Here is a 19,438-nt window from a genome sequence, read left to right as displayed (position 1 = left end):
GGCCCGGCAGAGCCGGTTCCTCGGTGTTCGTGGATCGGTGAGCCGACTCTAGGAACACGGTGGGATTTCAAGAAGACGGCTGCGGACCATAAAACCTATTCCGCATTGGAATAAGTGACTACCATCCGCCAATGGACAGACTCTTGGCAATGGAAATGTTCGTGCGGGTCGTCGAGACCGGCAGCTTCTCGAAAGCGGCGCGCGAATTCAACACCACGCAACCCACCGTGACCAAGCAGATCGCGGCGACGGAAACGCGGCTGAAGGTGCGGCTGCTCAACCGCAACACGCGCGGCGTGAGCCTCACCGAACCGGGCGCGCTCTACTACGAGAAGTGCAAGACCATCGTGCGCGATGCCGAGGAGGCCGACAGCATCGTGCAGCTGCGGCAGAACCAGGCGCAGGGCTTGCTGCGCGTGGGCACCTCGGTGGCTTTCGGGCGGCGCGTGGTGGTGCCGCTGGCACTCGAATACATGCGCCGGCATCCGCAGGTGCAGCTCGACCTGAGCTTCGAGGACCGTTATGTCGACCTCATCGCGCAGGGCATCGACGTGGCGATCCGCATGGGCAAGCTGGCCGATTCGTCGCTGGGCGCGCGCTACCTGGGTGCGAATCCGTGGGTCATGGTGGCGGCGCCGGGCTACCTGAAGAAGCATGGCACGCCCAAGCGCGCGCAGGACCTCGGCGCGCACGTGGCGCTCATCTACAGCAGCGTGGTGGGCGACGAGTTCTGGCGCATGCACACGCCCAAGGGCGAGCCGGTGACGGTTCCGGTTTCGGGGCGTTTCCGCTCGAACAACCTCTCAGCCGTGCTGGCGGCCGCGCGCGACGGGCTGGGCATTGCGCTCATGCCGCGCTACGTGGCGAGCGAGTCGATGGCGGCGGGCAAGGTGGTCGCGGTGCTCGGCGACCATGCGCTGCCCGAGCAGGAGATCCACGCCGTGTTCCCGTCGCCCAAGCTGGTGCCGGGCAAGGTGTCGGGCTTCGTGGCGTTCCTGCAGGGGCGGTTCGACGAAGGCTGGTGGGCGGCCTGATACGGACTTGTGATTCATCGACATCCGCTCGGGCTGAACCCACGCGCCCGTTCGGGCTGAACCCCACGCGCCCGTTCGGGCTGAGCCCCACGCGCCCGTTCGGGCTGAGCCCCACGCGCCCGTTCGGGCTGAGCCCCACGCGCCCGTTCGGGCTGAGCCCCACGCGCCCGTTCGGGCTGAGCCCCACGCGCCCGTTCGGGCTGAGCTTGTCGAAGCCTTGCACCGGCACTTCGACAAGCTCAGTGCGAACGGATTGGGAAGAGGCGGTAAACCCGACCGTCGTTCGCTTCGAGTTCAAACAACCGTTCGGGCTGAGCCTGTCGAAGCCTCGCGCGGCGCTTCGACAGGTCAACGTGAACGGTTGGATTTTTTCAGGCCGGAACGAACGCCCCGTGCAGGCCCAGCGGCAGCGCGTACGGCAGCACGGCCTGTGCCACCGGACCTGCTGCCAGGTGATCGGCAGCGAAGCACGACAGCACCGTTTTCTGCCGGCCGAAGTCGAGCACCGTGCCCAACACCCAGCCCGGCTTTGCGCCGTCCGGCACGAAGACATGCTCTTCCACGATGGCTCGTGGCCCGTAGCTGAAGTGCTGGCTGCGACCGGTTTCGACATCCGTGCGCGCGACCGCACCGAAGCCCGGCAGGCCGGGCCGCAGCTGCGTCGCGTGCACCACCTGGCGATGGCGCAGGCCGACGCGCCGCGGGTCGATGCGCGGAAACTCCGCCTCCAGCGGCAGTGCCTTCTGCGTGGCCTCGCCGGTGCCGAGGTTCAGCGTGGCGACGGTCAGGTGCGGACGGGTGCTTCTCGCGATGCGCGCCCGCATCAGTTCGCGGTTGGTCGTGAACACCGAATCGGCGTTGTCGGAGCGCACATAGTCGATGTGGATCTGCGTGCCACGCGGCGTGTCTTCTTCCCAGGCGTTGCCCACGTGGAACAGGAAGCCGGCCGGCAGCGCGAGCATCTGGCGCTTGTCCCAGTTCTGCTTGTCGACCACCAGCGCGCGCATGCCCAGTTCAGGGCGCCAGACATGGGCATCCAGAAAGCTCGCACCGGCTTCCTTGCGCTTGCTGTCGTAGACCAGCGGCGGCATCAGGAACACCAGGTGCCGATCGGTCACGGCGAAGTCGTGGACCATCCCGATGTCGGGCACCGGCAGCGCGGTCGCGCGGCGAAGCGCCCCGTCGGCACCGATCTCGTACAGCGCCATCAGGCCTTGGCTGCTGCTGACACCGAAGTTCCAGACCGTGCCGTCAGGGTCCACCTTGGGATGGGCCGAGAAGGGCATGCCCGCGAGATCAGGGCGCCAGGTCTTCACGCCCAGCGTGTCCAGCGTGCGCGCGTCGATGCGTGTGGCCGAGCCGCCTTCCCACAGCGCCAGCACCTCGCCCCGCAGCGGCAGCACGCTGGTGTTCGCGACGTTGATGCTGTCGGCCGAGGTCGGCGGCTCGACGCCCGGCGGCATGGTGCCGAAGGCCTCGAACAGCCGGCGTCCGGCCCGCACCTCGGCCACGCGCTTGGGCGTGGCGACGTAGCGGCCCTGCTGGCGCACATCCGCCCCGTCGATCACGAAGCGATGCACCATGCCGTCGCCGTCGAACCAGTGGTGGTAACGCTCGCCGCCCATGTCGTGGCCCGCCGGGCCGATGCGGAACAGCGTGCCGGCGACGGCGTCGGGGAAGCGCCCGCGCACCGTGGCGCGGGTCAGTGGAAGATCGCCTGGCGGCGTGGCGAAGCCGGTCTTCCAGGGCACGTCGGAGGCCTCGAAGTCGGCCTGCCAGTTGTCCGTACCGGTAGCGCGCGCCAGCGGCGCAAGAAGGGAGAGTGCACCGGCCGAAGCCAGCAGGCGCATGAGTTCGCGTCTTTGCATGGCGGCCTCAGCGCAGGTGGATGACGGTCTGCAGGTCGGCATCGACGCCGATCGCCGCAGCGTCGAACTCTGGTGCGCCGCGGTTGCCCTTGGCGTCGTTCGAGAAGCCATAGCGTTCGGTCGGCATGCCGAAGAGGTTGGTGTCCAGCTTGCCGTTGCCGTTCTCGTCCGCGAACACGCGCACCGCATAGCGCCCCGGCGCCAGGCCCGGGAACACGAGCTGCGCCGCACCGGCGCGCATCGGCACCATCTGCGAAGCCAGCGCGTTGCCCGCGAAGCCGGCGGCGCTGTCGTAGAGCGCGACGTACAGCGTCGCATCGGCGGCGGGGCCATCGGCCACGCTCAGGCGCAGGTCGGCGGCGAGCGCGCCCAGCGGCGCGAGGAAGGCGGCGGCGCACATCGCGCGCACGGCCGGACGGGAGGGGAGAGCGAAAAGATGCATGGCGGGCCTCGTTGCAGTGAAGAGGCCCCGACGATCTCGCAGGCACCTGGCGGTGCCCAGCGGCATGCGACGAAATGCGGAAATGCGCGCGCCAAATGCAGCGAATGCGCGCGACCGGCGCGAGAAGCGCCGGCAACCTGCCGGGTTCAGCCCTTCTTGCGGTTCTCGGGCAGGGCGGCCGGGTCGGCGGCTTCGGGCGCCTGCGGCGGCTCGATCGTCTGGTGGCCGTTGCCCACGTGCCCCGAGTCCGCGAACAGGCTCCACGCCGCCATGAACAGCGCCGCGATCACCGGCCCGATCACGAAGCCGTTGATGCCGAAGATCGCCATGCCGCCGATGGTGGACATCAGCACGATGTAGTCGGGCATCTGCGTGTCCTTGCCCACGAGCACGGGACGCAGGATGTTGTCGACCAGGCCGATCACGAACACGCCCACGAAGATCAGCACGCCGCCCTGCCAGAAGTGCCCCGTGGCCAGGAAGTAGATGGCCACCGGCCCCCAGATGAGCGCCGCGCCCACGGCGGGCAGGAGCGACAGGAAGGCCATCAGCACCGCCCACAGCAGCGCGCCCTGCACGCCGAGGAACCAGAACGCGAGCCCGCCGATGGTGCCCTGCGCGATGGCCACGGCCACGTTGCCCTTCACGGTGGCGCGGATCACGGTGGTGAACTTGTTCAGCAGGTAATGCGTGTGCGGCTTGGCGAGCGGCACGGCGTCGCGCATGGTCTTGGAGAGCGTCGAGCCGTCGCGCACCAGGAAGTACAGGAGGTACAGCATCACGAAGAAGCTGACGATGAAATCGAAGGTGTTCTGGCCGATGGCGAGGGCCTGGCTCGCGATGATCTGGCTGGCCTGCCCGGCGGCTGTGGAAATGCGGGCCTGCCAGGCCGCCATGTCGCCGAGGTTGAAGCGCTCCACCAGGCTCAGCAGCCACTGCGGCGAGGCATCGAGGATCTGCTGGAAGTAGGCCGCGAAGTTGATCTGCCCCGAACGGATGTTCTGCGTGACCAGCGCGATTTCCTGCACCAGCGACACGCCCACCATCGCCAGCGGCAGGATCACGATGAAGAGGCAGATCGCCAGCGTCGCGAGCGCGGCGGCATTGGGCTTGCCGCGCATCTTTTTCAGCAGCCACTTGTAGAGCGGCGTGAACAGGATCGCCAGCGCCACGCCCCACAGCACCGCACCGAAGAACGGCAGGAGCACCCAGACGAAGGCAACGGTGACGGCGGCGAGCAGGGCGATGAACACGCCGCGCTGGAGTTGGGGTGAATTCATAAGTGTCTCGGACTGTAGCCGAGCAGGGCGGCGCGATCCTGTCAGCGGGCACGCCCTTGTGCACAGCCGCGCCGTGGGCGGGCGAATTCGCTTCCAGCCATTGCTGGCCCGTCGTCGCGTGCTATTTCATCGATAGCGGGCCGCGGCACTAATGCACGAACGGCTTCAGCGTTTGGCGCGCGGCAGCGCGATGGGCGCCAGCGTGGCGCGCAGGCGGCTCGGTGCGTCGGGCTCGGCGGTGGCATCCACCTCGAGCGCGCGCTCGACGTTGCCGATGTGATCGAGCATCAGGCGGCGCGCCTTGTTCGTGTCGCCTTCTTCGAGCGCTGCGACGATGGCGCCGTGCTCCGCGCACGATTGCCCCGCCTCGTGCTTCGACTGGTAGAGCGTGGCCGCCAGCGTGGTGCGCGCCGTGAGGTCGCGCAGCACATCGACCAGCAACTGGTGCCCCATCTGCTCGGCGAGGCAGACATGAAAGTCCGCCAGCAGGAAGGCGCGCGTGGCCGCATCGGCGCCTTCGATGGCCCGCTGCTCGTCGGCGATGTGGTCGCGCAGCTTGCGGATCACCTTGCCCAGCGGCCGGCCTTCGCTCGCGGCCAGGATGCCGGCCTCGACGATGCGGCGCGCCGAGAAGGCATCGCGCGCTTCCTCGGCCGAAGGCTCCACCACGTACCAGCCGCGGCGCGACTGCACCTCGACGAAGCCGCGCGCCTGCAGTTGCATGAGCGCCTCGCGCACCATCGTGCGGCTCACCGCGAAGTTCTCGGCCAGGGCCTGCTCGCCCAGCCGCTCGCCCGGCGCGAGCTTCTGGGCAAGGATCGCCTCGACGACGCGCTCGGCGATGGCGGTGGGGCTGACGTCGTTGGCCATTGTTTTCAGTGAGCGGTCGAGGTGGCTGCAGCGACGGTGTTTGTCGCGGGCGCGTCGGCGAGCGGCTCGTCGTCCGGCGTGTACGTGCCGTCGAGCACCGCATGCGCGCGCTCGCGGTCGATGTCGCCTTCCCACGCGGCAATCGCCACCGTGGCCACGCAGTTGCCGATCAGGTTGCCCAGCGCGCGGGCGATGCCCATGAACCAGTCCACCGACAGCACCAGCACCAGGCCGATGGCGGGGATCGCCGGAATCGCGTGCAGCGTCGCGGCCAGCACCACGATGGCCGAGCCCGGCACGCCATGCGCGCCCTTGGAGGTGACCAGCGCGATCGCCAGGATCGTGAGCAGGTCCGCCATCGAGATCGGCGTGTTGGTGGCTTGCGCGATGAACACCGCCGCGAGCGTGATGTAGATCGAGAAGGCATCGAGGTTGAACGAGTAGCCGGTCGGGATTACCAGGCCCACTGTCGAATCGCGGATGCCCATGCGGCGCAGCTTGGCCATGATCTGCGGCAGCACGCTGTCCGACGAGGTGGTGGCGAACACGATGGCGAGCTCTTCGCGCAGGTACCGCAGCAGCTTCCACAGGCTGAAGCCCGAGAAGCGCATCACCAGCCCCAGCACCACGAACACGAAGACCAGCACCGCGCCGTAGAAGAGCGCGACCAGCATGCCCAACTGCTTGAGCGAGCCGATGCCGTACTGCCCCACCGTGAACGCGATGGCGCCCAGCACGCCCAGCGGCGCCAGCTTGATGATGATCCCCATGATCTTGAAGAGCACCAGCGAGAGCGCGTCCACCACCACCGCCACCGGTTTGCCGCGATCACCCAGCAGCGACAGCGCGCAGCCGAACAGCACCGCGAACAGCAGCACCTGCAGCACATCGCCCGTGGCGAAGGCGTTGACCACCGTGGTGGGAATCAGCTTCATCAGGAACTCGACCGTGCCGCCGCTCGTGAGCTTGTCGGCGTTCGATGCGTAGGCGCTCATCGCGGCCGGGTCGAGCTTGGCCGGGTCCACGTTCATGCCCACGCCCGGCTGGAACACGAAGGCCAGCACCAGGCCCATGGCGAGCGCGACGGTGGTGAGCACCTCGAAGTAGATGAGCGCCTTGACGCCCACGCGCCCCACGCGCTTCAGGTCCCCCGCGCCCGCGATGCCGTGCACGACAACGCAGAACACCAGCACCGGGATGATCATCTTGATCAGCTTGATGAAGCCGTCACCCAGCGGCTTGAGCTTGACGGCGTACTCGGGCCAGAAGAGGCCGGCGAGCACGCCCAGCACCAGCGCGATGACCACCTGACCGAAGAGCGATTTGGCGAAGCGAGGCATGGGAGTCTCCTGTCTTTATGTCTTGTCGAGGTTTGCATGCAAGGGTCGCTTTTTCTTGCATACAAGAAATGTAGGCAAGAAGGGTTCGGGGGCGGCAGAGGGTATTCCCGGGCGTTCGGGAATCCGAAGGCGCAACCCAGTGGTATCGAATATCGATGCTTTTTCGATCTGTCGAGGCCGATGGATCAGGCATCTCGTACCCTCGATGCGCCCGACCTTCAACATCAGCCACCGACATGCACGCCATCCTCATCCACGGCCTCGGCCGAACACCCGTCTCGATGCTGCTGCTCGCGAGGCGTCTGCGTGCCAAGGGAATCACGACCCATCTGTTCGGCTATTCCGCCGCCTTCGAAGGCTGGGATGCGTGCGTGGCACGGCTTCGCGCATTCATCGCCGCACGCACGCATGGCGAGCGCTTCATCGTGGTCGGGCACTCGCTGGGCTGCGTGTTGATCCGGGCCGTCCTGCCGACGCTTGCGCACGCGCCGGAACTCGGCGTTTTCCTGGCGCCGCCGAGCACGGCATCCAGCCTGGCGATCAGGCTGTCGAGGCGGTGGTTGTTTCGCGTGTTGACCGGCGAGATGGGCCAGTTGCTGGCCAGCCGGGACTTCATGGACGCTTTGCCGGTGCCCGACATTCCCTTGCGCGTGTACGCCGGCACCAAGGGGCCGCGCGGCAAGTGGATGCCGTTCGGCGACGAACCGAACGACGGCATCGTCTCGGTGAAGGAAGTTCAGCTGGGATCGATGCAGGTGCAGCTGCTGCCGACCATCCACACCCTCATCATGAATTCGCGCCAAGTGGCCGCCGATATCGGAGCGGCGCTGAAGCAGTGAAGGGCGCCGCGCCGCGCTGGTTTCGCGTGGACTCTAGGAGGCCGATGCTTGGCTCGCCAGTGTCGAAAGTCACCCCACCCAGGCCGCGGACATGCATGCCGTTCTCCTGCATCGCCCTCGTACCATTGCCCGCATGCGAACACTCCCACTCCCCACCGGCGGCGAGATGCCGGTCCTCGGCCTCGGCACCTGGCGCATGGGCGAGGTGGCTTCTCGTCGCGCGGCCGAGGTCGCCGCGGTGCGCGAAGCCATCGTGCTGGGCTACCGGCTCATCGACACCGCCGAGATGTACGGCGAGGGCGGTGCCGAGACCGTGCTCGGCCAGTCCATCGGCGAGTCGCTGCGCGCCGGCGACGTGCGGCGCGACGAGCTCTTCATCGTGAGCAAGGTCTATCCGCACAACGCGAGCCGACGCGGCACGCGCGAGGCCTGCGTGCGCAGCCTCAAACGATTGGGGCTCGATGCCATCGACCTCTACTTGCTGCACTGGCGCGGCAGCCATCCGTTGAGCGAGACGGTCGAGGCGATGCATGCGCTTGTGGCCAATGGGCGCATCGGTCACTGGGGCGTGAGCAACTTCGACACCGATGACATGGAAGAGCTGGATGGCGTCATCGGCGATGGCCCCGGCTGCGCAGCGAACCAGGTGTACCTGTCGCTCGGCGAGCGCGGCCCCGAGTTCGACTTGCTGCCCTGGCTGCGCGAACGCGGCATGCCGTTGATGGCCTACAGCCCGATCGACCAGGGCGCGTTGGCCGAAGACCACGGGCTCAGTGAATTGGCCGAGCGCCTCGGCGTGACCGCCGCGCAGCTCGCGCTGGCCGCGGTGATCGCGCGGCCCGGCGTCGTCGCGATTCCGAAGGCGGTGCGCAGTGCGCATCTGAAAGAAAACCTTGCAGCCGCCGAACTGAAACTCGATGCGGCGACCCTCGCAGAACTGGATCGCCTGCACCCGCCGCCGCGGCGCAAGATGCCGCTGGCGATGATCTGATTTCCCTTAGTGCGCGTCCGCGTGCTTGGCCGCGGCGATCACCGCTTGCTCGTCGTGCTTCGCGCCGTTGAGGAACAGGTTCAACAGCACCGCCACGATCGACGCCAGCAAGATGCCCGACTCGATCAGCGAGTGGATCGCATGCGGCATCCACTGCTTGAAGTTGGGCGCGATCAGCGGAATCATCCCGACGCCGATCGACACCGCGACGATCATCGCGTTGTGGCGATTGTTCTTGAAGTCCACGCCCGAGAGAATGCGGATGCCGGTGGCCGCGACCATGCCGAACATCACGAGGCCCGCGCCGCCGAGCACCACGGTGGGCAATGACTCGACCAGCGCCGCCATCTTCGGCAGCAGGCCCAGCACGATGAGGATCACGCCGCCCGCCACGCACACATAGCGGCTCTTGATGCCGGTGACGGCCACGAGGCCCACGTTCTGCGAGAAGCTGGTGTACGGAAAGGTGTTGAAGATGCCGCCGATCAGCGTGCCCAGGCCGTCGGTGCGCAGGCCCTTGGCCAGATCCTTCTGCGTGATCTTGCGGTCGGTCATTTCGCCCAGCGCGAGGAACATGCCGGTGGATTCGATCATCACCACGATCATGATCAGCGTCATCGTCAAGATGAGGATCGGGTCGAACTGCGGCATGCCGAAATGAAAGGGCAGCACGATGTCGACCCACGCGGCCTTGCCGACTTTCTCGTAGGTCATGAGCCCGGTGAACGTGGCGACGACCGCGCCGATCACGATGCCCAGCAGCACGGAGATGTTCGCGACGAAGCCCTTGGCGTACTTGACGATCAAGAGAATCGACACGAGCACCAGCGCCGCGACGCCGAAACCCGAGAGGTCCGCGTACTTGGGGTTGGGTACAGTGGGCATGATCGCGAAGCCTTTGGGCACCGCGGGAATCGAGCTGCCGGGCGAGGTGACTTCGGCGAGCCACTTGGCATACACCGGGTCGACCAGCGCGGGCGCCGTCGGCCCGACGGGGTTGCCGAAGATCCAGTTGATGCCCACGCGCATCAGGCTGATGCCGATGACCGCGATGATCGTGCCCGTGACCACCGGCGGAAAGAAGCGCAGCATGCGGCTCACGAGCGGCGCGATGAGTATCGACACCACGCCCGCGCCGATGATCGCGCCGAAGAGCAACTGCGCGCCGTTCTGCCCGGGGTTGGCATTGGCGATCGCCACCATCGGTGCGACCGATGCGAAGGTCACGCCCATCATCACCGGCAGCTTGATGCCGAAGAACTGCGTGGCGCCCAGCGCCTGGATCAGCGTGGCGATGCCGCAGCAGAAGAGGTCGGCCGAAATGAGCAGTGCGACTTCATCGGGCGAGAGCTTGAGCGCGCGGCCGACGATGAGCGGCACCGCGACGGCGCCCGCGTACATCACCAGCACGTGCTGCAGGCCGAGGGCCGCGAGCTTGCCGGAGGGCAGGCGCTGGTCCACCGGATGGACTGTGGAAATTGAAGAAGAGGTCTCGGCCGTCATCGTGTATCTCCTGGCGCAGCAAGGGGAGAAAAGGCGCGGACGGCGCGGCGTTTCGCGGCGTCCACAAAGTGTGTACGCGAAACTGTATACAATTTATGCGGCAATACGGATGCAGGAAAACCCGCATCGCAGCGCGCAATGGTGTCGGGCTGTTTCCGGTGGTCCTAGGCGAGCAGGGCCTTGACCAGGTCCAGTTGCCGGTCGGGCTTGTCGGTGCCCAGTTCGAGGCTCGCTTCGATGCGTTCGAGGTGCTCGGTCATGCAGACCACGGCACCTTCCACGTCGCCCTTGCGGCAGATGCGAAGGAAATCGGAATGCTCGTCCGACGAGCAGTGCGGATCGTTCGACGAGTGATACAGCATCGCGATCAGCGAACTGCGCGCCACCAGCTCGCGCACCAGTTCCGTCAACGTGTGGTTGCCCGTCGCCTCGGCCAGCGCCACATGAAAGTCGCCCAGCACCTTCTCGCGCACCGTGCCCATGGCGGGGCTCTGGCGCAGCGCGGTGCGCTCGAACTTGATGTGCTGCTCCAGCACCTGGTAGTCGCGCGGCCGCGCATTCGCGATGAAGAGGCGCACCACTTCGCTCTCCAGGATGCGGCGCACCGCGAACACCTCGCGCGCCTCCTGCACCGTGGGTTGCGAGACGAAGGCGCCCTTGTCGGGAATCATCTCGATGAGCTTGTCCTTCGACAGCATCAGGAGCGCCGCGCGCACCTTGGTGCGGCTCACCGAATAGACACGGCCCAGCGCCTCTTCGCGAAGCCACGTGCCGGGCGGCAGGCGCTTCTCGACGATCGCGGTGGCGATGTCCTGGGCGATGCGCTCGATGGAGCTTCCCTTGCCAACGGCTGCACCGTTCTCGGCCGGAGTGGCGATGGTGTCGGTCGGGGCGGGGGAGGCGATGGTTTTGGAACTGGCGGGGGGCATGCGGAGATTGTGGCTCAGCGTTCGATGCCTGCGCCTCCACCAGCCCGCATCACCCGCGCAGCGTGAAGCCTTCGAGCGCGCCCGTCATGGTCTTGGGCAGCGGCCGCGCGAGTTCGCCGCGCTTGCTGGTCTTGAGCTTCAGCGTGACCAGCGATTCGATGAGCTTGGTGCCCGCGGCCACGCCGTCGATCACCGGCACGCCCAGCAGGTCGCCGATGTGCTCGCACAGGTCGGTCATGCCGGCGCAGCCGAGCACGATGCAGTCGGAGCCGTCTTCTTCGAGCGCGCGCCGGCATTCGTCGACGATGCGTTCTCGCGCGTTGGAACCCGGCTCTTCGAGCTCGAGCACCGGCAGCTCGCACGCACGCACGTTGGCGCAGAAGCGCTCCATGCCGTAGATCTCGGCCAGGTGCCAGGCTTGGCCCATCGTGCGGCCCAGCGTGGTGACCACGCTGAAGCGGCTGCCGATCATGCTGGCCAGGTGCATCGCGGCCTCGGCGATGCCGACCACCGGGCCGCGCGCGAGTTCGCGTGCGGCCTTCAGGCCCGGGTCGCCGAAGCAGGCGATCACGTAGCCGTCGATGCCGTCGCGCTCGCCCGCCGCGATCTCCTGCAGCAGGCCGGGCACGGCCAGCGCCTCGTCGTAGTGGCTCTCGATGGAGACCGGCCCCATGGCCGGGCTGACCGCGACGATTTCCGTGCCGGCGTGCGCCACCGCGCGGGCGCAGGCACCGATCTTCTCGGTCATGCTCCAGGTGGTGTTGGGATTGATGATCTTGATGCGCACGGCGCGGCCCTTTCTTTCTCTTCGGTGTTTCTTCAAGTCTTGCTGTTGCGGTTCAGGAGCACGTAGAGCACGAAGCCCAGGCCCATGCCGATGAACCATGCATAGTTCGCGCCACCGCGCAGCACCGGCACCATCACGCACAGGATGGGCACGAGGGCCGAGGGCACCAGCGCCTGGATCGCCTTCGGGTTGTAGCCGCCGCTGTACCAGTACTTGCCCTGCTTGCTCATGGTGTAGAGCGCGTCCACGTCGATGCGTTGCTTGCGCACGATGTAGTAGTCGGCAATCAGGATGCCGAACAGCGGACCGATGAACGAACCCAGCACGTCGAGCGTGTAGTGAATGACTTCGGGGCTGTTGTAGAGGTTCCAGGGCGTGAGGAACACCGAACCCACCGCGGCGATCATGCCGCCCGTGCGCCAGCTGATGTGTTGCGGCGCCACGTTCGAGAAGTCGAAGGCCGGCGAGACGAAGTTCGCAACGATGTTGATGCCGATGGTGGCGATCATGAAGGTCAGCGCGCCCAGCACGACGGCGGTGGTGCTGTCGATCTTGCCCACGGTGTGCACCGGATCGGTGATGAGTTCGCCGAACACGGGCAGCGTCGCGGCGGTGGTGATCACCGTCAGCAGCGAGAAGAAGACGAAGTTGATCGGCAGGCCCCAGAAGTTGCCCTTCTTCACCGCGTCGAAGCTCTTGCCGTAGCGCGAGAAGTCACCGAAGTTGAGCATCGGGCCGCTGAAGTAGCTCACCACCAGCGCAATGGCCGAGAGCATCACCGGCAGCGCGTCCCAACCCTGGAACTTGATGCCGCCCAGGTTCAGGTCGATGTTGCTCCAGCCGGCCTTCCACACCAGCCAGCCGCACAGCACGGCCATCACCACGTACACGGCCGGGCCAGCCCAGTCGATGAACTTGCGGATGGCTTCCATGCCGTGCCAGAACACGAAGGCCTGCAGCACCCACATGACCATGAAGGCGACCCAGCCGAGGGCGGAGAGGCCGACGAAACCGTGCTGCGCGACATCGGCGTACGGCGCGAGGCCGGGCGCCATGTGCAGCGCCAGCACCATGAAGGCGGCCGACGCAAGATAGGTCTGCACGCCGTACCAGGCCACCGCGATCAGCCCGCGGATGATGGCCGGGATGTTCGCGCCCAGCACACCGAACGACGCGCGGCACACCACCGGGTAGGGCACGCCAGTCACCTGGCTGGGCTTGGCCACGAGGTTGCAGAAGAACTGCACGATGACGATGCCCACCAGCAGCGACACCAGCACCTGCCAGCTCGAGAGGCCCAGCGCGAACAGGCTGCCGGCCGTGATGTAGCCGCCCACGCTGTGCACGTCGGACATCCAGAACGCGAAGATGTTGTATTGACCCCAGGTCTGTTTCTTGAGCGGCGCGAGGTCCTCGTTGGTCAGGCGCGGGTCGTAGCCGGGCTTGATGAGGGCGTTCGATTCCGCGTGCGGCGCAAGGCCCGCTTCGCTGGCCCCGGCAGGGGCGTGGCTCACGACTGTGCTCATGGTCTTTTCCTCGTGCAAGTGTTGGGAAGATGAAGCCCGCTTTTGACGCAAATATCGCGCCACATATCGAGTGCGTTATTTGTATACAAAAAATGCACGCAATCAAGACCATTCGGGGAATCATATATCCGTAGATTCCCTGATGCGGCTGGCCGTCAATGAAGTGCGTCGCCATTTCGCCCCCCCCCAACGGCCGCAGTCAGGTTCCGACTTTCGCCAGGCGGGCGAAAGCCTATGGACGCTGCATCACTGCGCGCGGTTCTTCGTCGCCGGCTCTCAGGCACTTCTTGACGGGGTTGCGAGGCAGGCCTGTACGCCTGGCTATCTCGCGAATGCACATCTGCGCGCGCAGGGCCCAGCCTCTACCGGTTGATGCCGTTGTTGCGGCCGGACAGCCAGTTCGAGATCGCGGGATGCGATACGCCGCAGTTCCGAGCCAGATCAGCCTGCCAATCCCGGCCAGCATCCGCCGCGAGCTCGTTCAGTCGTTCGCTGAAACCGCCGCTCATCTGCATCGCTCCACAACTCTCAAGTCGAAAAAAGGGTGGCATCGGCCGCAGCAGACCCTTGAAAACTGCGCTTTGACCGAGGCGGCCGAACAGAAGGTGCCGCCGCTTGCTCAGGGAACCGGAGCCGCCGTAATCCTGTTCGCAAGACGGCAGCAGTGGCGGACATCGGGTCCCTTCGCACGCATGCACGTTTGTCGAAAAAAGGTGAACTATTCCCGCTACTTCCTGAATTTGATGTGACAAATGTTAACAGTTGCAGGCTCTTCGTTTGAGAATGTGAACCAAAGGTTTCCTGGAAAACCCTGGACTCCCTGGCCCCGCGGCGCAGCACAGATGCTCTCAAGCCGCCGGAATGTTTCACGGAAAAACAAACAAACGGACCTCCGAGCCGAAGATGCGAGACTTTTCTTTGTCCGATGTGCGGCTCTTCACGAAAGCCGCCCAACTCGGAGGATTGACGCCGGCGGCCGACGCCCTGAGCGTGCCCAAGGCGTCCGCTTCGCGCCAACTCCAGCGGCTCGAAGCGATGGTCGGGCACCAGCTGCTGCATCGCGGCTCCACTCGGTTCGCGCTCACTGAAGAGGGGCGGGAGTTCCTGGTGGCAGCCGGGCAGGTGCTGACCATCCTGGACGACGTCATGCTGAGCTTGTCTTCAGGCGCAGGCACGCTGGCGGGGCGGCTGCGCGTCGCGGCTCCCCACTACTACGGCAGGGAACTGCTGGGGGTGCATCTGCCTGACTTCATGTCGGCCTACCCGCAACTGGAGGTCGTGGTCGAGACGGGCAACGACCGGGCCGACCTGTTTCGCGACGAGGCCGACGTGGCCATCCGCCGCGGACGCGAAGGTTGCGACGAGATGGTGGCGCGCCATCTGAAGAACGAGCCGATGGTGCTGTGCGCCACATCGGACTACCTTGCGCCGCGCCAGGCCATCGAGAGCGTGTCGGACCTGGCTCCGCACGCCTTCCTGGTCAGCGAAATCGAAGGACGCAAGAAGGAGATCAGCCTCTCGATCACGGGAAAGACCCATCGGCTGAACGTGGAGAGCGTCTTCCAGTCGGACGACCTGGAATTGATCCTGAAACTGACATTGGCCGCCAAAGGCATCGGCCTCGTTCCCTTGTCGCTGGCCCGATCGCACCTGGACAGCGGCGCCTTGTCGGCGGTGCTCCCGGCATTGAAATTGACGCCGCAGGAAATCAATCTTGTCTATTTACCGTCGCGCCGCCACTCGCCAAAGATCAAGACTTTTGTTGATTACGTTCTGAATATCTTCAAACAGTCTTGATCGATGCGGGCGCCGCCAAGACTCATTCAAACGCGGGGCTGACCCGAATTCCTCTACCTGTCGCAATTGCCGCGCGACCCGTTTTTCGGGGACATGCGGGTTGGGGATCTAGCGGTTGTTGGAATCGAGACTGTTGTTTCACATCAACGATTGTCGGCTTATATTGATACCAAATTACTCATTTGCAATACACTTGGTAACCATAAGAAATATGGGTTAACAACATGAGACCGGACTGACAGCGACAGAGAAATCGCGACAGTCCCGAGGGTGGCGTCCATTTCGAAGCAGTTCGAAAGCGGGTGTCGATCGCTCTTCCGAATACCGGCCTTTGCAAAGCCGGTGCCTTCTCCCGCGGCCCGAGCCGCTCAATTCATCACCGGCATTTGGCTGGAGGTGGAGTCCTGTGTGTCTTGAATCTGGAGCAACCATGTCCATTAAAAAACTGACTCAAAAAATCCTGTCCCGTCGTCGCCTCTCGAGCCTGGGGGCGTGCGCGCTCCTGCTCGCCGGACTCAGCGGCTTCGCCGCCACCGCCGCAGCCCAGTCCGCGCCCACCCTGGAGGCCGGCCAGAAGAAGGTCGTTGCCGTCGTCCTCACCCAGTCCAAGGTGGTGAAGGACGCGCAGGGCCGGGAACAGCTGGTCGATGCCAGCTCGGTCAAGCCCGGCGACATCGTCGAGTACCGGGCCGTCTACACCAACAACACCGGCAAGCCGGTCACCGGCCTGGTGGCGGACCTTCCGATTCCCGAAGGTCTGGAGTACCAGCCGCGCAGCGCCAAGCCGGGCGCGGGCCTGGTTCAGGCCGCCGCCAAGGACGCCGTGTTCGGCGCCGAGCCGCTCGTGCGCAAGGCCGCCGGCAACAAGACGGAACCTGTGCCCTATGCCGACTACCGGTCGCTGCGCTGGACGCTCGGCCAGCTGCCCGCGAACGGCAGCACCGCCGTGAGCGCGCGCGCCAAGGTGGAGACGGTCGCGCCGGCCGCAACGCAGGTCTCGGTGGCAACGCCGACGTCGCCGGCCGTGCCGGCACAGCGCTGATCCGGCGCCTCCGCCTTTTTCACCGTATCCCCAGCGACCGATTTTTTCGAGTGCAGCCCGGCTGCCGCGATTTCGAGCAACGAAACACGGCAACCGGGTTTTTTCATGTCCCACCGCCTTTTTGACCACCGAGGAGAAACCACGTGATTTCCACCCTGCCAACCCGGCGCGGCATCGGCTTCAAGCCGACCGCGTCCTGGGCCGGCGCCGCAGCCTTGACGCTGGGCTTCCTGTTCGGAAGCTCAGCCGCCCTGGCCGCGGCACCGCCTGCCAATACCGTCATCGGTAACCAGGCTTCAGCTACTTACTCCGACTCGGCCGGCACCACGCAGCTGGCCACGTCCAACCTGGTCCAGACGACGGTCCAGCAGGTGGGATCGTTCACGCTCGACTCGGTCAACCAGGTCACGACGACCATCGTCAACACCAAGGTCGGCGCCGCGGGTTCCATCGTCTATGCACCGCACACGCTGACCAACACCGGCAACGGTACCGACACGTTCACGCTGACGGTCGATGCCGACGCCGACAAGTTCTCCAAGGTCGAGGTCTACGCCGATGCCAACGGCGACGGCGTGCCCGACGGCACCACCCCGCTGTGCACGGCCGCAGCCGCGGGCGTCTGCAGCGTGCCCGCCCAGAGCGTGGCCGGCAACAACGGCGTGTTCCGCTTCGTCGTGGCCTACACGATCCCCGGCACGGCCAGCGGCGCCGGTGCTTTTGAAACGGCGACCATCACCGCCACTCCGGGTACCACGGCGCTGTACACCGCGCCCAACACCTCGGCGGCCGACAAGGATCAGGTCACGCTGACGACGGACGCTGCGTTCAACGTCACCAAGTCGATCGGCATTCCGTCCGTGGCTGGTCCGGGCAATGGCGCCTGGCCGACCGCGACCAGCGGTGGTCCGCGCTCGACGGCGGCATGCGCCACGTCCTGGTCGGCCGGCCTCGCTTCCAGCGCGACCTGCCAGTACACGGTCTACACGCTCACGTTCAACAACACGGGCGGCGCACCAGGCAGGTTCGCAATGTCCGACGCGCTGCCGAGCGGCATGACCTACGTCGCGGGTTCCGCGGTGTGGAGCAGCGCACCCGGCACGGCACTGGGCGACGGCGTGGGCGGCGATCCGGCCGGCATCGACTTCCAGGTGAGCGGCAATACGCTGAACACCGTGGTTGCCGCGCTGGGCCAGAACGTGACGCAGACCGTGAGCTTCGTGGTGCTGGTGAACAGCAACGCGGCGATCGGCACTTCGACCACCACCAACGTGGCGAAGTTCGAGCCGGCCAACGTTCCCTTGACGATCACGGCGGCCGCCATCGGCACGCCGGGCTCGAGCACCAACCCGTCGGCCTACACGGTCGTGGCGAGCTACAGCATCGCGGTGGGTACCAACCCATCGACCGCTGCCACCGCCGTCGACACGACGCCCGGCACGCCCAACGCCACCGCAGCCGACTTGACCACGCGTCCTTCGGTCGTGGCCGGCGGCAGCGTCAAGTTCGCGCAGTCGGTGTTCAACGCGGGCACCGGCACCGACACCGTGAACCTCACGGTGGCGGCAGGCACGTTCCCGGCAGGCACGACCTTCGTGCTGTTCGCGGCCGACGGCGTCACGCCGCTGCTGGACACCACCGGCGACGGCGTGCCCGACACCGGCCCGATCGCGGCCGGCGGCAGCGTCAACATCGTGGTGCAGGCCAACGTGCCTTCCGCCACGGCAGTGGGCGCCGGTCCGTTCGCTGCCACGGTGACGGGTCGCTCCGCGGGCGACGCGACCAAGATCGATGCCACGCTCGATCGCGTGACCATCGTCGTCGGTTCGCTGGTCGACCTGACCAACACCGCGGCAGGCACGGGCACCGGCTCGGTGGCCGGCGGTGACCTGGGCCCCGGCCCGAGCCCGCTGCCTACCACGACCAACGCAACGGCCGCCGGCACCGGCACCGTGTTCGCGCTGTTCGTCAAGAACAACGACTCGGTCAACAACACCTACAGCCTGGCAGCCAGCCAGTCGACCAGCTTCCCCGGCACCCTGCCGACCGGCTGGACGGTGAAGTTCGTGGCCTCGGGCGGCACCTGCGCATCGGCAGCGATCACCAGCGTGGCCGTCAATGCCGGCGCGCAAGGCGATGTCGCTGCCTGCGTGACGCCGCCTGCCACGCAGTCGCCCGTCACCGCGCAGAAGGTCTACTTCCAGGTGCAGTCCACCGCCGTCGCCTCGACCGGTGTGATCGTGTCCGACACGAAGACCGACGCCGTGACCGTGACCGCCGCACTGGTGTCGAGCGCCACGCTCACGCCGAACAACAGCGGCCAGCTCGCACCGGGCGGCACCGTGGTGTATCCGCACACGCTGACCAACACCGGCAACCAGAGCTGCGGTGCGTACACGCTGACGGCCACCGTGCCGGCGGCCGACGCCTCGCTCGGCTGGACCACCGCGATCTACCTGGACGTCAACGGTGACGGCCAGATCGACGCGAACGACACGCTGGTGACCGGCCCGCAAGCCGGCCCGCTGGCCGTGGGCGCATCGCAGAAGCTGCTGGTGCGCGTGTTCGCACCGGGCGGCGCCAGCGCCGGCGCGACCGACACCACGACCGTGACCGCGACCTTCAGCGGCCCCGCGAGCTGCGGCGCACCGTCGGCCACCGACATCAGCACCGTGATCACCGGCCAGATCCGCGTCCTCAAGACGCAGGCTGCCGACGTCGCCTGCGATGGCACGGCGGATGGCGCATTCGCGGCAGCACCGCTGTCGCTCAAGCCGGGCCAGTGCATCGTCTACAAGGTCGTCGCCACCAACGAAGGCACCTCGCCGGTCACCAACATCGCGATCAACGATGCAGTGCCTGCGTACACCTTGCTGAGCGCCACGCAACCCACGGCTGCAACGCAGTGCACCTCGACCGGCGTGTCCGGTACGGCACTCGTCTACGCGCAGACCGCCACCGCGGTGAGCTGCGGCAGCGCCAGCAATTCCGTGGCCCCGAGCGGCACGGCCACGTTGACCTTCGCCGTGAAGATCAACCAGTAACGACAAGGGTTTGAGTCGCCGGCGGGCCTTGCGGTCCGCCGGCTTTCGCGAGGCGCTGCCGCATCGGCTCGCTTCGCCTTTTTCCCTTGCCGCTTCCAACAAAGCAGCACGCAACCGCACCTGTATTTGCAGGCGGCAGAGGAAAA

General features: G+C 66.4%; 16 protein-coding genes. 7 read left to right on the top strand and 9 right to left on the bottom strand.

Translation table 11 applies throughout. The features are described 5' to 3' along the window. The first annotated feature begins 131 nt into the window (after positions 1-131). On the top strand, positions 132-1,034 hold the full coding sequence (locus VARPA_RS22810; protein WP_013542945.1) for a LysR family transcriptional regulator: 903 nt from the start codon (positions 132-134) through the stop codon (positions 1,032-1,034). A gap of 371 nt (positions 1,035-1,405) precedes the next feature. Here the strand turns inward: VARPA_RS22810 and VARPA_RS22805 are convergent, their stop codons facing one another. The 5 genes from VARPA_RS22805 to VARPA_RS22785 all read right to left on the bottom strand — a co-directional run bounded on the left by VARPA_RS22805 (position 1,406) and on the right by VARPA_RS22785 (position 6,834). Further along, positions 1,406-2,902, bottom strand: a complete 1,497-nt coding sequence (locus VARPA_RS22805) for a carotenoid oxygenase family protein (RefSeq protein WP_013542944.1) — start codon at positions 2,900-2,902, stop codon at positions 1,406-1,408. A gap of 7 nt (positions 2,903-2,909) precedes the next feature. After that, positions 2,910-3,344, bottom strand: coding sequence for a DUF2141 domain-containing protein (locus VARPA_RS22800; protein WP_013542943.1), 435 nt, complete (start codon positions 3,342-3,344; stop codon positions 2,910-2,912). 146 nt (positions 3,345-3,490) lie between these two features. Next, entirely contained in the window at positions 3,491-4,624 is a 1,134-nt protein-coding gene (locus VARPA_RS22795; protein ID WP_013542942.1) for an AI-2E family transporter, read from the bottom strand. A gap of 165 nt (positions 4,625-4,789) precedes the next feature. Continuing rightward, positions 4,790-5,494 carry a GntR family transcriptional regulator gene (locus tag VARPA_RS22790; RefSeq protein ID WP_013542941.1) on the bottom strand — a complete coding sequence of 235 codons (705 nt, stop codon included), beginning with the start codon at positions 5,492-5,494 and terminating at the stop codon, positions 4,790-4,792. A gap of 5 nt (positions 5,495-5,499) precedes the next feature. Further along, complete coding sequence (locus VARPA_RS22785; RefSeq protein WP_013542940.1) at positions 5,500-6,834, bottom strand: C4-dicarboxylate transporter DctA; 1,335 nt, start codon at positions 6,832-6,834, stop codon at positions 5,500-5,502. Between the two features lie 236 nt (positions 6,835-7,070). Here VARPA_RS22785 and VARPA_RS22780 point away from each other — a divergent pair, with 236 nt between their 5' ends. Continuing rightward, a complete protein-coding gene (locus VARPA_RS22780; RefSeq protein WP_013542939.1) occupies positions 7,071-7,673 on the top strand; it encodes an esterase/lipase family protein in 603 nt (200 codons plus the stop codon). A gap of 133 nt (positions 7,674-7,806) precedes the next feature. Continuing rightward, entirely contained in the window at positions 7,807-8,664 is an 858-nt protein-coding gene (locus VARPA_RS22775) for an aldo/keto reductase (protein WP_041943007.1), read from the top strand. Between the two features lie 6 nt (positions 8,665-8,670). Here VARPA_RS22775 and VARPA_RS22770 read toward each other — a convergent pair whose 3' ends face one another. The 4 genes from VARPA_RS22770 to VARPA_RS22755 form a co-directional block, all read right to left on the bottom strand. Then, entirely contained in the window at positions 8,671-10,167 is a 1,497-nt protein-coding gene (locus tag VARPA_RS22770) for a nucleobase:cation symporter-2 family protein (RefSeq protein ID WP_013542937.1), read from the bottom strand. Between the two features lie 164 nt (positions 10,168-10,331). After that, on the bottom strand, positions 10,332-11,096 hold the full coding sequence (locus tag VARPA_RS22765; protein WP_013542936.1) for a GntR family transcriptional regulator: 765 nt from the start codon (positions 11,094-11,096) through the stop codon (positions 10,332-10,334). A 49-nt stretch (positions 11,097-11,145) separates the two neighbouring features. Next, on the bottom strand, positions 11,146-11,883 hold the full coding sequence (locus VARPA_RS22760; protein WP_013542935.1) for an aspartate/glutamate racemase family protein: 738 nt from the start codon (positions 11,881-11,883) through the stop codon (positions 11,146-11,148). Between the two features lie 32 nt (positions 11,884-11,915). After that, on the bottom strand, positions 11,916-13,409 hold the full coding sequence (locus tag VARPA_RS22755; protein ID WP_013542934.1) for an NCS1 family nucleobase:cation symporter-1: 1,494 nt from the start codon (positions 13,407-13,409) through the stop codon (positions 11,916-11,918). A 413-nt stretch (positions 13,410-13,822) separates the two neighbouring features. On the opposite strand from VARPA_RS22755, the gene VARPA_RS31190 reads away from it, so the two are divergent. From VARPA_RS31190 to VARPA_RS22740, 4 genes are all read left to right on the top strand, one after another. Then, positions 13,823-14,158, top strand: a complete 336-nt coding sequence (locus VARPA_RS31190; RefSeq protein ID WP_144299022.1) for a hypothetical protein — start codon at positions 13,823-13,825, stop codon at positions 14,156-14,158. A 112-nt stretch (positions 14,159-14,270) separates the two neighbouring features. Then, positions 14,271-15,206, top strand: coding sequence for a LysR family transcriptional regulator (locus VARPA_RS22750; RefSeq protein ID WP_234974815.1), 936 nt, complete (start codon positions 14,271-14,273; stop codon positions 15,204-15,206). Between the two features lie 430 nt (positions 15,207-15,636). After that, complete coding sequence (locus VARPA_RS22745; protein WP_013542931.1) at positions 15,637-16,248, top strand: DUF11 domain-containing protein; 612 nt, start codon at positions 15,637-15,639, stop codon at positions 16,246-16,248. A 143-nt stretch (positions 16,249-16,391) separates the two neighbouring features. Beyond that, positions 16,392-19,292, top strand: a complete 2,901-nt coding sequence (locus tag VARPA_RS22740) for a beta strand repeat-containing protein (protein WP_013542930.1) — start codon at positions 16,392-16,394, stop codon at positions 19,290-19,292. The last annotated feature ends 146 nt before the right edge of the window (positions 19,293-19,438 follow it).

The sequence above is a fragment of the Variovorax paradoxus EPS genome, assembly GCF_000184745.1.
Classification (GTDB): Bacteria; Pseudomonadota; Gammaproteobacteria; order Burkholderiales; family Burkholderiaceae_C; genus Variovorax; species Variovorax paradoxus_C.
The sequence above is the reverse complement of the archived record's forward strand: the minus strand, read 5'-3'. Positions and strand labels throughout refer to the sequence as shown.